A 13,352-nucleotide genomic window follows, 5' to 3' on the forward strand; every position below is an offset into this window, starting at 1 on the left:
TACAGCGGAGTAGTTCACGGCATTGCGGCCATGGCGGGCTGCGATGCCGCGAACGTTTCGTCCTGCCGTGCGCTCCGCCTCCCGCCCGCCGGTAAGCACGGCGACGAGCGGGCGATCGATGGCTTTCAACAATTATGCATGCGGGCCGGGAACTACATCTGTCCCAATGTCTCCTCCAGGATCTCGAAAATTCTCCTGTCGCCGCATTGAGCGACATTGAAGCGCATGAAACGGCCCGCGCTATGGGAGACGCTGAAGACGTTGCCAGGAGCCAGCACCACCCCCTTTTCGAGTGCGCGCATGGCAAGGGCGGCCGAGTCCAGGCCATCGGGGAGTTCGGCCCACAGGAAAATGCCGGCCTCGGGGCGAATCCACGGCCGGAACCCCAGCCGCTCCAATCGCTCCACCGTGCCCGCCATCGCCTTTGCAAGGCGCGGACGCAGCGCGTCGAGGTGACGGCGATAGCTGCCGTCGGTGAGAAGACGAAAGGTCGTTTGCGCGGAAAGATCGTTGCTGCCAAAGCTCGTCGCCAGCGCGAGGTCAGTCAGGCCTTCGATCCAGTCGGATCTCGCCACCACGTAGCCGCACCGCAGGGCCGCCGTGAGCGTCTTCGAGAAGCTACCAAGATGGATGACACGCTCGAAACCGTCGAGTGCGGCCAGTCCGGGCGAGGGTCTCGGCTCGAAATCGGCAAAAATGCTGTCCTCGACGAGAATGAGGGCGTGTATCTCGGCAAGCTTCAGCAGCCGGTGCGCGACGCCGACTCCGACGGTGGCGCCCGTCGGATTATGGAGGACCGCATTGGTGAGATAGAATTTGGGCCGGTGTTCCTGGCATAGCGCGGCGAAGCGTTCCAGGTCGGGCCCGCTCCGCGTGAACGGAACGCCGATCACCCTGGCGCGCTGGGCCTGCAGCATGGACTGGAAATTGAAGTAGCAGGGGTCGTCCACCAATACCGCGTCGCCCGGCTGCAGCAGGAAGCGGCAGATGAGATCGATGGCCCGCGAACCGGAATCCGTGAGCAGGATGGCCGACGGCTCAGCCTGCACCCCGCGTTCGCCAAGACGCCGCGCGAGATGCTCGCGCAGGGGGCGGAAGCCCTGCGGCACGCTGTAGGTCGCGATGTTCGCCTCCTCGTCGCGGGCAATGCCACGCAAGGCACGGCGAATCATGTCCGTGGGCAGCCAGGAATCGGGCAGCCAGCCGCAGCCGGGCTGCAGTGCAGGATCACGCCGGTCGAGGGATTGACGCATGATCCAGAGCGGATCGATGCCGCGATCGAGCCTCGGCCCGCTCTCGGCCAGCGTAAAGGGCTTCACCCTTGCGGTCGCGAAGAAGCCGGAGCCGGGCCGCGCCTCCACCGCTCCTTCGGCAACCAGCCGGTCATATGCCTCGACGATGGTGGACTTCGACACGCCCCGGCGTTCGGCCAGGAAGCGAATGGAGGGAAGGCGTACGCCCGGCGCCGCCGCGGAGAGCCCCCTGATTTCCGCCATGGCCATTTCGATCAGTGTTGAGCCCCTGGTCTGATCGAGCATCCGTACTCCTCTCCGATCCAGTACAGTAAGGATTGATTGTACTGGCCTGTCCCTGTCCTGGCCAGCCCCAATCTGCAAAGGTGGCAGCGCTGGCGACCGGCGAGAAATCGCGACCCCGCCTGTGGAGGCGGGATCCTGCGGTCGGGCGCCATCACCCAAACGGAAGTGCGTGATCATGGACGAGAAGACGGCCGGCTGGCTGAACGGATTTCTGGGGGTTGCGATCTTCTCCGGGTCGCTGCCGGCCACGCGTATCGCCGTTCACGATCTCGCCCCCCTTTTCCTCACCACGGCCCGCGCCGCGATCGCAGGCCTGATCGGCATCGTGCTTCTGCTTCTTCTCAGGCAGAAATGGCCGCAGCGCAGCCAACTCGGCTCGCTCGCCATCGTATCGCTGGGCTGCGTCGTCGGCTTTCCCCTGCTCACCGCTCTCGCGCTCCAGAGCATCACCTCCTCCAGAGCCACGATCTTCATCGGCCTGCTGCCGCTCTCGACCGCCATATTCGGCGTCGTGCGCGGCGGCGAACGCCCACGTTTCGGCTTCTGGCTGTTCTCGCTCACCGGTGCGGCGATCGTTGCGCTGTTCGCGCTGAGCCAGGGCAGCGCAGGCGATGCCTGGGGCGACGGACTGATGGTGGCCTCCATCCTCGTCTGCGGCCTCGGCTATGCGGAGGGTGCCCGCCTGTCGCGCACGCTCGGCGGCTGGCAGGTGATCTGCCTCGCCCTGGCGCTGTCCTTGCCGGTGATGCTGCCGCTCGCCCTCTGGTGGCAGCCGGCCGACCCCGGTGCAATCGACTGGCCGGCCCTCTCCGCTCTCGCCTATGTCTCCCTGTTCTCCATGCTGATCGGCTTCGTGTTCTGGTATCGCGGCCTGGCGCAGGGCGGCATCGCCACGGTGGGGCAGTTGCAATTGCTGCAGCCCTTCCTCTCTCTCGGGCTGGCCGCGCTGCTGCTGCATGAACAGGTCGCCCCGCTCGTATGGGCGGTCGCGGCCGGCGTGGTTGCCTGCGTGGCCGGCGCCAAGCGGTTCGCATGACGCATCGATGCATGTCCCGCAGCTGAACCATTGCCATAAGCCGGCGCAATCATTGTAGAAGGGGACAGAAAGGAACTCCGCTCCTCATGACCCCGCGTGACTTTCCGGTGCTGCTCCGCCGGCGCACGGCGACTACAGCCGGCGCAATCATCCTCGGACTGGTGGCGCTTGCCTTCGCCTGGAGCGCCGACCAGGCCTCGAAGCTCTTCGAACAAATGGTAGCAAAGGCACCTTATGCCCCGCTTGTCGTCACGCCCGCCGGCCTTGCACTGCTCGTCTACCTGACCCGCCGGCTGGCACCGATGGCTCGCGGCTCGGGCATTCCCCAGGTCAGCGCCGGCTCGGAGGATCCAAGGCACGCGGTTGTCGCCGGCCTGATCTCGATGAAGACGGCAGCCTTCAAGTTCGTGGCAACGGTAGCCGCCCTCCTGCTCGGCACGTCCGTCGGGCGCGAAGGGCCGACAGTGCAGATCAGCGCAGCTATCATGGCCTTCATGCACCGCACGCTGAGGATCGAACTTTCCGCAGCCGTGGTGATTGCGGGCGGGGCCGCGGGCGTCTCCGCCGCTTTCAACACGCCGCTCGCCGGCATCGCCTTTGCCATCGAGGAACTCGCGGCCTCCTACCACCAGCGGCTCGCCCTGCTCGCCATGGCGGCGGTGATGATCTCGGGGCTGGTCAGCCTCGGCATCGCCGGCGACTATGTATATTTCGGCGCGGTGCACGAGATGCTTCCGCTCAGGGCTTCGCTCATGATCGCGCCGGTTGCCGGCATCGTCGGCGGATTGACAGGCGGCCTGTTCTCGAAGGCAGTCCTCGGCTTCGGGTCCACGGTGGCGGTGCCCGTCGCGGCCCTCCGACGCAAGCCTGTCCTGCTCGCGGCCCTCTGCGGCCTGCTGGTAGCCCTTTGCGGCATCGCCACGGATGGCGCCACATGGGGTGCCGGCTACGACGTTGCCCGGCAGCTGGTGGAATCGCATACCCAGCCCCTCTGGTTCGGGCCGGCGAAATTCTTCTCCACCTTGGTGACGATGCTCAGCGGCGTGCCGGGCGGCATCTTCGCGCCTTCGCTCGCCACCGGCGCCGGTGTCGGAAACCTCCTCGCCTGGATCTTCCCCGGCCAGCCGCTCGGCGCGGTCGTCCTGCTCGGCATGATCGGCTATTTCGTCGGCGTGGTGCGCGCGCCGCTGACGGCCGTGATCATCATCTCGGAGATGACCGACAGCCGCGCCATGGTGTTGCCGCTGCTCGCGGCGGCGATCATCGCGGACGGCGTCTCCGCCCTGGTCTGCCGCGAGCGGCTCTACCACGCTCTTTCCAAGGCTTTCACCCTGGCGTCACAGCAAGAGAAGAGGCACGCTGAAGTTAAGGCCTGATTCAGCCTGTTGCAGATTTATGGCATTACGCGCAGGGAGCGGTATTTTTTGCCGTTTCCTTCAACAATTTTTAAGTTGGCGCTCCTAGTTTGAGCTTTGCATGGTCATTTGAATTGTGTGAGCGTACCCATGACCGAAGTTCTTCGCCCCCGGGTGAAATATGTTATCGGCCCGGACGGCAGCCCGTTGACGGTTGCGGATCTTCCTCCTCCCGGCACGCAGCGCTGGGTGATCCGACGCAAGGCCGAGGTTGTCGCCGCCGTGCGCGGCGGTCTCCTGAGCCTTGAGGAGGCGTGCAGCCGCTATGTGCTGACCACGGAAGAGTTCCTGAGCTGGCAGGCCTCGATCGATCGTCACGGCCTCGCGGGCCTGCGCACCACGCGCATCCAGCACTACAGGCAGTAATTCCCCGGATCCTCCCGGGATCCGCCAGCATTCCTTGGACCGCCAGCATCCTGCTGGCCCTTGAGCATCTCGTTACGTAGGAAGGGCGCGGTCTGCGTTGCAGGACGCGCCCTTCCTGCGTTCCGTCTCTTGCAGTTGTCGGAATATCCGGGAACCGCGTCGGTTCAAGGGCCAGCAGGATGCCGGCGGGCCCCGAGAACTATCCGCGCAGGTCCTTCCTGAGGATTTTCCCCACGTTGCTCTTGGGTAGATCATCGCGGAACTCCACGAATTTCGGCACCTTGTAGCCGGTGAGGTGTTGTCTGCAGTGAGCCCGCACGGACTCTGCCGTCACCGCATCATCCATCCGCACGATGAAGGCCTTGGGAGCCTCGCCCGCCGCCCCGTCGGGCACGCCGACCACGGCCGCTTCCTTGACGCCCGGCATCTTCACGAGGATGTCCTCGACCTCGTTCGGAAAGACGTTGAAGCCCGAGACGAGGATCATGTCCTTGCGGCGGTCGACAATGCGAAAATAGCCCGCCTCGTCCATGGTGGCGATATCGCCGGTGAGAATCCACTCGCCACGCATCACCTTGGCGGTCTCGTCGGGCCGGCGCCAATACCCGGCCATCACCTGCGCACCCCGCACGGCCAGTTCTCCTGGCATGCCGGGCGGCACTTCGTTGAAGTTGTCGTCGACGCATTTGGCATCGGTGTCGGGAATGGGGATGCCGATCGAGCCGTTATGCCCCGATCCCAGGGGATTGAAACAGACGACCGGTGAGGTCTCGGTGAGACCGTAGCCCTCGCCAACCGGAACCCCCACGATCTTCAGCCAGCGCTCCGCCACCGCCTGCTGCAAGGCCATGCCGCCCGCCACGCAGATCTTCAGATGCGGCTTCGGCAGGGTGGTGAACCAGGCTTCGTTGAGCAGGCCGTTGAACAGGGTGTTCACGCCGGTGATGAAGCTGATCGGATATTTCTCGAAGGCCTTTCGCAGATTGGTCAGGGGCCTGGGATTGGGAACCATGACGACATGGGCGCTTCGCGCCGCGAAGGTGAGGAAATTCACCGTGAAGGCGAAGATGTGATAGAGCGGCAGCGCCGTGAGGATCGCATCGTCCCGCGAAATCTTGCTGCCGGCGAAATACAGCACCTGCATGACGTTCATGATCAGGTTGGCATGGGTAAGCATGGCGCCCTTGCTCACGCCGGTCGTGCCGCCGGTATATTGCAGGCAGGCGACCGCCGTCGGCTGCAGCGTCCCGCCGATGTCCGATATCCTGAGCCCTCGCACCATCTTCGCCCGGCCGAGCGCCATGGCCTGCCCCAGACGAATGTGCGGAAATCTCGGCGCTGGAATTTCCTTGCGCACGTGCTTCTGGACCAACCCGATCACCGTGCGCGGCAGGGCCGGAAACAACTCGGCGGCGCTCACCAGGATGACCGTTTTCACGGGCACGGCGGCCAGCGCCTGGGCGGTGCGATCGGCGAACATGTCGATGACCACGAGCACGGACACGCCGGCATCGGCAAAAACGGCTGCGGCTTCCTCGCCCAGGTAGAGCGGATTGACGTTGACCAGCGTGCAGCCCGCCTTGAACACGCCGAAGGCGACCACCGGATAGGCAAGGCCGTTGGGCGCCTGGATCGCCACGCGCGAACCCGGCGGCAGTCTCAGTTCAGCATGGAGATAGGCCGCGAATTGATCGGAGAGCCGATCGACATCCCGATAGCTCAGGGATCCTTGCATGCCATTGGGCATGACACAGGTGAACGCCGTCTTGTTCGGCGTCCGCCTGGCGCTCTCCACCGCAATGTCACCCAGCAGCCTGTAAGGCACTTCCTCGACATGCGCTTTCATCTCTCCGCTATAGGAAGCCAGCCAAGGCTTCTGCGCAGACGAAACCGCCATGATTCCTCCGGAACGCTTGTCGTTGCGGATATCATGCTGCTTTTACGGGGTTGGGCAAGTGCCGGCGGGATCCTGGCTCGGAAACGCGCCGGCAAGAACGGCCTCGCCCCCTACCCCATCTTCACCATCACGTGCCGCGCCACGGTATAGTCCTCCAACGCGTACATGGAGAGATCCTTGCCGTAGCCGGACGACTTGACGCCGCCATGCGGCATCTCGCTCACCAGCATGAAGTGGCAGTTCACCCAAGTGCAGCCATATTGCAGGCGCGAAGCCATCTGCATGCCCCTGGAAACGTCGCGGGTCCACACCGAGGAGGCGAGGCCGTAGTCGGAGTCATTGGCCCAGGTCAGCGCCTCCTCGACTTCGTCGAAGCGGGTGATCGACACCACCGGCCCGAACACTTCCCGGCGCACGATCTCATCGGATTGCAAGGCTCCGGCCACCACCGTCGGCTCGTAGAAGAAGCCCTTTCCGGGCGCGAGGTGGCCGCCCGTCGCGATGTCGATATGCTTGTGCTCGGTGGCGCGCTCCACGAAGGAGGCGACGCGCGAGCGTTGGCGGGCCGAGATCAGCGGGCCGATATCGTTTTCGTCGTCATTGGGCTGGTTGTATTTCAACCCCTTCACGGCCGAGGAGAGATCGGCGACGAGGTTGTCGTAGATCTTCTTGCCGGCATAGATGCGGCAGGCGGCGGTGCAGTCCTGGCCGGCATTGTAGTAGCCGAAGATTTTCACGCCTTCGACCACGGCGTCGAGGTCGGCATCGTCGAATACGATCACCGGAGCCTTGCCTCCAAGTTCGAGATGGGTTCGCTTGATCGTCTTGGCGGCTGCCTGCAGCACCTTCTTGCCCGTGGCGACGTCGCCCGTAAGCGATACCATCGACACCTTGGGGTGATGGATCAGGGCATTGCCGACGCTCTCGCCGCGCCCCACCACCACGTTCACCACGCCCTCCGGAAAGATCTCGGCGATGGCGGTGGCGAGCTTGAGCATGGTGAGCGGCGTCTGCTCGGAAGGCTTGATGACGATGGTGTTGCCGCCGGCGAGCGCCGGTGCCAGCTTCCACGCCGCCATCATCAGGGGATAGTTCCAGGGGGCGATCGAACCGACCACGCCGACCGGATCGCGGCGGATCATCGAGGTGTGGCCGGGAATATATTCGCCCGCCACCAAGCCGTGCATGGTGCGCGCGGCGCCGGCGAAGAAGCGGAAGCAATCGACGATGGCGGGAATCTCGTCCTGCAGCACGCGGATGCGCGGCTTGCCGCAGTTCAGGGCCTCCAGCGTGGCATAGGCCTCGGCATCCTTCTCGATGGCGTCGGCAAGCTTGAGAAGCAGCGCCGACCGCTCGGCCGGCGTGGTGCGCGACCACGTCGCGAAAGCCGCGTCGGCGGCCTCGACGGCGGCGTCGATCTGCTCGACGGAAGCCTCGGGCAGGTCGATCAGCGTGTCCTCGGTCTTGGGATTGAGCACCTTTTCCGGCGCCTCGGTGCCCGTGATGAATTTCGAGCCGATCAGCATCTTGGTATCGAGCATGGGGACTCTCCTTGGAACATGATGGACGGAAGACACATTGTCGTTCCCGGCCGTACCCTCACTGGCCTTGCTTGTGAATGGCAGCGGGGGGACGGGAGCACGGGGGCCGGAGGCACGGCGCTTGAAGCATCACTTGCCGGACCCCGCGATATTTTCGCCCTCGCGCGTGAAGTAGTAGGCAGCCAGAATGGGCAGCGCCGTCACGAGGATGACGATGACGGCGACCACATTGGTGACGGGGCGCTGGCGCGGCCGGATCAACTGATCATAAAGCCAGATCGGCAACGTCTGCTGCTGGCCGGCCGTGAAGGTGGTCACGATCACCTCGTCGAAGGACAGGGCGAAGGCGAGCATGCCTCCGGCGAGCAGCGCCGTGCCGATGGCCGGCAGCACGACATAGCGGAAGGTCTGGAAACCATCGGCGCCAAGGTCCATCGAGGCCTCCATCAGAGACGGAGACAGGCGCCGGAACCGCGCGACGGCATTGTTGTAGACCACCACGATGCAGAAGGTCGCGTGGCCCAGCACGATCGTCCAGTAGGAGAACGGTATGTCGGCCTGGTGAAAGGCCGACCGAAGTGCGATGCCCGTGATGATGCCGGGCAGCGCGATCGGCAGGATCAGCAGCAGGGAGATCGCTTCCCGGCCGAAGAACCTGGTGCGCGACAGGGCTGCCGCGGCCAGCGTCCCGAGTACCAGGGCGACTGCGGTCGACATCAGCGCAACGCGGAAGGAAAGCGACAATGCGTTCCAGACATCCGGCCTGTTCCAGGCCACACCGAACCACTTCAGCGTGTAGCCCGGCGGCGGAAATTCATAGGAGTTCTCTTCCGTCGTGAAAGCGTAGAGAATGATGAACAGCAGCGGCAGGTGCAGGAAGACGAGACCGGCGCCGGCCGCGAGGCGGAGGAAGAGCGGGGAGCGGGAGTCGGTCATCGAGCGCCCTCAGGAGCACGGACATCCTGTCCGCTCTGGATTTCGCGGACGACAACGGGCACCGTCCTCCGCGCCATGGGCCTCGTTTGCAAGAGCGGACAGGATGTCCACGGTCCCAAATCACAGCGCATCGAAGGCCCCCATCCGCTTGGCGATGGTGAGGAACACACCCATGATGACGATGGGCACCACCGAGAAGGCCGCGGCCAGCGGGATATTTCCCGCATTTCCTTGCTGTGAGTAGACCACCTGGCCGAGGATCATCGAGGAAGGACCCACGATCTGCGGCACGATGTAGTCGCCCAGTGTGAGCGAGAAGGTGAAGATGGACCCGGCAATCAGGCCCGGCAGCGCCAGGGGAAAGATCACCTTCCAGAAAGTCTGGCGCGGGCTGGCGCCGAGATCGCCGGATGCCTCGATCAACGAGCCGGGCACGCGCTCCAGGGCGGCCTGCAGGGGCAGGATCATGAAGGGGGTCCACAGGTAGAGAAACACCAGCACCATGCCGGTGTAGCTGACCGACAAGGACGGTCCCCCAACCAAGGGCAGGTTCAGCCAGGCCTGGAGCAGCCAGGAGAGCCCGAGTTCGTTCATCACCCAGCCGACGATGCCTTCCTTGGCAAGCAGAAGTTTCCAAGCGTAGACTTTGACGAGATAGCTCGACCACAGCGGCATCATCACAGCAAGGTAGAAAGCGGCCTTCACCCGTCCCTTCGCGTAGCGCGCGGCATAGTAGGCGATGGGGAAGGCGATCACGGCCGAGAGCAGCGTGACGATCACCGAGACTGAAAAGGTGCGAAGGATGACGTCGAGATTCGCGGGCGTGAAGAGTTCGGCATAGGTCTTGAGCGTCGGCTCCCGAACGATGGTGCCGGAAAACTCGTCGATCGAATAGAAACTCTCCGTCAGGAGCGCGAAGAGCGAGCCGAGATAGACGATGCCGAGCCACAGCAAGGGCGGCACCAACAGCAGCATGAGATAGAGCCCGCGCCGGGCCACCAGCACGTCCGAGACGCGGCGCAGCCAGGTCTCCCGGGGAGCGGCGATGGCGGCGAGCGAACTCATGCGCCCTCCATCAGGTGCAGCGCGTCACGCGAGAAGCGCACGGACACCGACGCCCCCTGTGCGAGGCGGACGGGCGAGGACGCGGATACGGAGGCGAGCAGGCGCCCTCCCTGGCCGGTCGTCACCTCCACGCGGTTGACGGCGCCGTGATAGAGCACCTGAGTGACCGTGCCGGGCACCACCACGCCGTCCCCGGCGGCAGCGCCTTCGGGCAGGATCTCGATCTTCTCGGGCCGCAGGCTCGCGAGCTTTTCGATCCCGATCCAGGCCTTGGTCATCGAGGGTTCGATCACATTGGAGCTGCCCACGAAGTCGGCAACGAAGCGGGTTGCCGGACGCTCATAGATATCCTGCGGGCTCGCCACCTGCACGATGCGTCCTTCGTTGAAGACGGCCACCCGGTCAGCCATCGAGAGGGCCTCGCCCTGGTCGTGGGTAACGAAGACGAAGGAGAGCCCCAGCGAGCGTTGCAAGGCCTTGAGCTCGCCCTGCATGTCCTCGCGCAGCTTGAGGTCGAGGGCGCCGAGCGGCTCGTCGAGCAGGAGCACCTTGGGGCGCACCACCAGGGCACGGGCAAGCGCCACGCGCTGGCGCTGGCCGCCCGAGAGCTGGCCGGGCTTACGCGTCTCCATGCCGGCGAGCTTGACGAGAGCAAGCGCCTCGCGACCCTGTCTGTAGCGATCGCCCCTGGCGAGACCGCGCACCATCAGGCCGTAGCAGACATTGTCGAGGATATTGAGATGGGGAAAGAGGGCGTAGTCCTGGAAGACGGTGTTCACGGGACGACGATAGGCCGGCATGCCCTCGACCGTCTCCCCGAAGATCTCGATATGCCCGGCCGTCGGCTGCTCGAAGCCGGCTATCAGCCGCAGGCACGTCGTCTTGCCCGAGCCTGATGGACCGAGCATGGCGAAGAACTCGCCGGGCGCGATGTCGAGATCGACGCCGTCAACCGCGCGTATGGGGCCGAAATGGCGCTCGACACCGCGAAAGGAAACAGCGGGAGTGGTGGAGGATTCAGCCATAAGAGCCTGGTAGACCTTGAGAATTCTGTCGTGGATCGGCCCGGGACCGCAGGCGTCTCGCCTGCTCTCGAGCCGCATCGCTTCTAAGAGCCGGCGAGACGCCTGCGGCCCCGGGAAGGCCTCGGAGACGGGGCATCCTGCCCGCCCCTGAAAGCGATGCGCCTCAGGAAAGAGCCAGCAGGAGGCCCGCGTACCGGGGAAAACGCGGGTCCGGAGACCCGTCCTCCACTCTTACCGTCCGCCGATCACGGCAATGTAGTCGGTGACCCAGCGATAGTACGGCACGCAGGTTCCCTGGGTCGTACATTTCGAGACCGGAGTCTTCCAGAACCTGATCTTGGCGAAGTTCTCATAGCCGTTGGTCTGGCACCCGGTGTCGGTCAGCAGGCTCGAGGCCTTGCAGGCCGCTGGCACGGACGGGAGCGAACCGAACCAGGCGGCGACATCGCCCTGCACCTTGGGTTCGAGCGAGTGCTCCAGCCACATATAGGCGCAATTGGGATGGGCCGCTTCCGCCGCCATCATGGTGGTGTCGGCCCAGCCGGTGGCGCCCTCGGCCGGAATGGTGGAGGCGATCGGCTTCTTATCGGCCTGCATCAGGTTGACCTGGAAGGGCCAGGAGCCGGAGGCGACGACGCCCTCGTTCTTGAAGTCATCGACCTGGACGTTGGCGTCGTGCCAGTAGCGCTGGATCAACGCATGCTGCTGGCGCAGGAGCTCCAGGGCCGCCTTGTACTGATCCTCGTTCAGCTCATAGGGATCCTTGATGCCGAGTTCGGGCTTCTTGGACATCAGGTAGAGCGCGGCGTCGGCAATGTAGATGGCTCCGTCATAGGCCTGGACACGGCCCTTGTTGGACTTGCCATCCGGCAGCGTCTGCTCCTCGAAGACGACGCTCCAGCTCTTGGGCGCCTCCTTGAAGACATCGGAGTTGTACATCAGGACGTTCGGCCCCCACTGATAGGGCACGCCGTAGTGCTTGCCGTCGACCGTGTGCCAGGGCGCGTTCTGCAGCCGCTCGTCCACCGTCTTCCAGCTCGGGATCAGGGAGGTATCGACCGCCTGAACGCGCTTGCCCGCGACGAGGCGCAGCGAGGCATCGCCCGAGGCAGTGACGAGGTCGTAGCCCCCCTCGTTCATCAGGGCGACCATTTCGTCCGAGGTCGAAGCGGTCTTCACGTTGACCTTGCAGCTCGTCTTCTTCTCGAATTCGGTGACCCAGTCGTAATTCTTGTCCGTCTCGCCGCGCTCGATATAGCCCGGCCAGGCGATGATATCGACCTCGCCCTCTCCCTTGCCGAGTTCCGCCGCGAGCGCCGGTACGGCCAAGGCCGCGGCGCCGGCGAGCGCCAAGATCCATTTAACCCCGGACATGATGTGATCCCTCTGGTTGCCGTCAGGTTGAACGCCGAATGGCTTGTCGTGTTCTGGGTGGTTTTCTGAATTGGGATCACAATGACTCGGCTTTACAAGGCATGCCACACCATTCGGGAGATTGAAGATATCGGAAAAACCGATAGGTTGAGCAAGAGATCGCCGGGAGCGCGCGCATCGTCGTCCGCTCCTGGAGGCGCCGACATCGGAAGCGGGAGACAACCGCAGGACTACCTTACGCGCTACCGGCGCCGATATGTCCGCGCCACCGCCACGAATTGCTCGGCGATCGGATCGAGCGGCGAGCCCCGGCGCCAGCCGATCATCACTTCCACCGGCGCCAGCATCTCGGAAAGGTCGCGGGCCTCGATCTTGTCGCCTTCCAGCGACCACGGTCTATAGGTGAGTTCCGGCAGGATGGCGACGCCCGCCCCTGTCGCCACGAGGCTGCGCGCCGCTTCGACCGAACGAGTCCGTATCGCCACCGGCGGGCGCACGCCCGCGCGGCGCCAGGCATATTCGGCGGCCTCCGCGATCTCGTCGAGCATCAGCAGCACGAAGGGTTCCTCGGCAAGATCGCCGATGCCGATGCTCTCGGCCTCCGCGAGGCGATGGCCTATCGGCAACCAGAGCCGGTAGGGCGAGGCCTCCATCGTCTCGACATGCAGGGCCGGGGCGCTCTTCTCCGTGCCCGCCACCATCACGGCGACATCGAGCTCGCCGCCTACCAGCAGGTGGTCGAGATAGTCGCGCCCGTCCTCGACGATCTCCACCACCACGTTCGGGAAGGCCCTCCGGAAGCGCGCGAGGAGATCGGGCAGGACATAGGCCGCCACCAGCGGCGTGACGCCGAGCGCCAGGCGCCCTTCCACCGGCACAGCCTCGCTGCGCAGGGCGCGGCGGGCATCGGCGATCTCCGAGAGGATCTTGCGTGCATGGCGCAGGAACTGATGCCCCTTGAGCGTCAGCTCCACCCCATGAGCCCGCCGCTCGAACAGGGAGAAGCCGAGATCGCCCTCGAGCTCGCGTATCGCCTCCGTCACCGTCGACTGGGAGATCGACAGTTCGTGCGAGGCACGCGACACCGCCCCGTTCTCGGCGACGGCGACGAAGTACTGGATTTGGCGGAATGAAAAGGCCATGAGGGCAGTGAGCATAG

The 13,352-nt window shown here is 64.8% G+C and carries 11 protein-coding genes; 3 read left to right on the forward strand and 8 right to left on the reverse strand.

Translation table 11 applies throughout. The annotated features are described in order from the left end of the window. Window positions 1–152: 152 nt before the first annotated feature. Window positions 153–1,538 (reverse strand): aminotransferase-like domain-containing protein, encoded by a 1,386-nt coding sequence (locus AC6H34_RS02940; RefSeq protein WP_497537855.1) that lies wholly within the window; start codon window positions 1,536–1,538, stop codon window positions 153–155. Between the two features lie 175 nt (window positions 1,539–1,713). Between AC6H34_RS02940 and AC6H34_RS02945 the strand changes: the two genes are divergently transcribed. The 3 genes from AC6H34_RS02945 (at window position 1,714) to sciP (ending at window position 4,355) form a co-directional block, all read left to right on the forward strand. After that, on the forward strand, window positions 1,714–2,574 hold the full coding sequence (locus tag AC6H34_RS02945) for a DMT family transporter (RefSeq protein ID WP_497537856.1): 861 nt from the start codon (window positions 1,714–1,716) through the stop codon (window positions 2,572–2,574). A gap of 86 nt (window positions 2,575–2,660) precedes the next feature. Further along, a complete protein-coding gene (locus tag AC6H34_RS02950) occupies window positions 2,661–3,950 on the forward strand; it encodes a chloride channel protein (RefSeq protein ID WP_497537857.1) in 1,290 nt (429 codons plus the stop codon). A gap of 129 nt (window positions 3,951–4,079) precedes the next feature. After that, entirely contained in the window at window positions 4,080–4,355 is a 276-nt protein-coding gene (gene sciP / locus AC6H34_RS02955) for a CtrA inhibitor SciP (RefSeq protein WP_284313151.1), read from the forward strand. 199 nt (window positions 4,356–4,554) lie between these two features. Here sciP and AC6H34_RS02960 read toward each other — a convergent pair whose 3' ends face one another. The 7 genes from AC6H34_RS02960 to AC6H34_RS02990 all read right to left on the reverse strand — a co-directional run bounded on the left by AC6H34_RS02960 (window position 4,555) and on the right by AC6H34_RS02990 (window position 13,335). Continuing rightward, window positions 4,555–6,252, reverse strand: coding sequence for an AMP-binding protein (locus AC6H34_RS02960; protein WP_497537858.1), 1,698 nt, complete (start codon window positions 6,250–6,252; stop codon window positions 4,555–4,557). Window positions 6,253–6,362: 110 nt separating this feature from the next. Then, entirely contained in the window at window positions 6,363–7,793 is a 1,431-nt protein-coding gene (locus tag AC6H34_RS02965) for a gamma-aminobutyraldehyde dehydrogenase (RefSeq protein WP_448146230.1), read from the reverse strand. A 129-nt stretch (window positions 7,794–7,922) separates the two neighbouring features. After that, window positions 7,923–8,729, reverse strand: coding sequence for an ABC transporter permease (locus AC6H34_RS02970; protein WP_497537859.1), 807 nt, complete (start codon window positions 8,727–8,729; stop codon window positions 7,923–7,925). A gap of 120 nt (window positions 8,730–8,849) precedes the next feature. After that, window positions 8,850–9,794: an ABC transporter permease gene (locus AC6H34_RS02975; protein ID WP_497537860.1), complete on the reverse strand. Its 945-nt coding sequence runs from the start codon at window positions 9,792–9,794 to the stop codon at window positions 8,850–8,852. Beyond that, a complete protein-coding gene (locus AC6H34_RS02980; RefSeq protein WP_497537861.1) occupies window positions 9,791–10,819 on the reverse strand; it encodes an ABC transporter ATP-binding protein in 1,029 nt (342 codons plus the stop codon). The genes AC6H34_RS02975 and AC6H34_RS02980 overlap by 4 nt, the downstream gene beginning before the upstream one ends. Window positions 10,820–11,050: 231 nt before the next feature. Further along, complete coding sequence (locus AC6H34_RS02985) at window positions 11,051–12,193, reverse strand: ABC transporter substrate-binding protein (RefSeq protein WP_497537862.1); 1,143 nt, start codon at window positions 12,191–12,193, stop codon at window positions 11,051–11,053. Window positions 12,194–12,435: 242 nt separating this feature from the next. Then, entirely contained in the window at window positions 12,436–13,335 is a 900-nt protein-coding gene (locus AC6H34_RS02990; protein WP_497539843.1) for a LysR family transcriptional regulator, read from the reverse strand. Between the last annotated feature and the right edge of the window lie 17 nt (window positions 13,336–13,352).

It is taken from the genome of Labrys sp. ALF-8 (assembly GCF_059699065.1).

Excerpts from the sequence above, each read along its gene's own strand:
- AC6H34_RS02975 (WP_497537860.1), bottom strand. The coding sequence starts at position 9,794 with ATGAGTTCGCTCGCCGCCATCGCCGCTCCCCGGGAGACCTGGCTGCGC.
- AC6H34_RS02960 (WP_497537858.1), bottom strand. The coding sequence starts at position 6,252 with ATGGCGGTTTCGTCTGCGCAGAAGCCTTGGCTGGCTTCCTATAGCGGA.
- AC6H34_RS02950 (WP_497537857.1), top strand. The coding sequence starts at position 2,661 with ATGACCCCGCGTGACTTTCCGGTGCTGCTCCGCCGGCGCACGGCGACT.
- sciP (WP_284313151.1), top strand. The coding sequence starts at position 4,080 with ATGACCGAAGTTCTTCGCCCCCGGGTGAAATATGTTATCGGCCCGGAC.
- AC6H34_RS02990 (WP_497539843.1), bottom strand. The coding sequence starts at position 13,335 with ATGGCCTTTTCATTCCGCCAAATCCAGTACTTCGTCGCCGTCGCCGAG.
- AC6H34_RS02965 (WP_448146230.1), bottom strand. The coding sequence starts at position 7,793 with ATGCTCGATACCAAGATGCTGATCGGCTCGAAATTCATCACGGGCACC.
- AC6H34_RS02985 (WP_497537862.1), bottom strand. The coding sequence starts at position 12,193 with ATGTCCGGGGTTAAATGGATCTTGGCGCTCGCCGGCGCCGCGGCCTTG.
- AC6H34_RS02970 (WP_497537859.1), bottom strand. The coding sequence starts at position 8,729 with ATGACCGACTCCCGCTCCCCGCTCTTCCTCCGCCTCGCGGCCGGCGCC.
- AC6H34_RS02980 (WP_497537861.1), bottom strand. The coding sequence starts at position 10,819 with ATGGCTGAATCCTCCACCACTCCCGCTGTTTCCTTTCGCGGTGTCGAG.
- AC6H34_RS02945 (WP_497537856.1), top strand. The coding sequence starts at position 1,714 with ATGGACGAGAAGACGGCCGGCTGGCTGAACGGATTTCTGGGGGTTGCG.
- AC6H34_RS02940 (WP_497537855.1), bottom strand. The coding sequence starts at position 1,538 with ATGCTCGATCAGACCAGGGGCTCAACACTGATCGAAATGGCCATGGCG.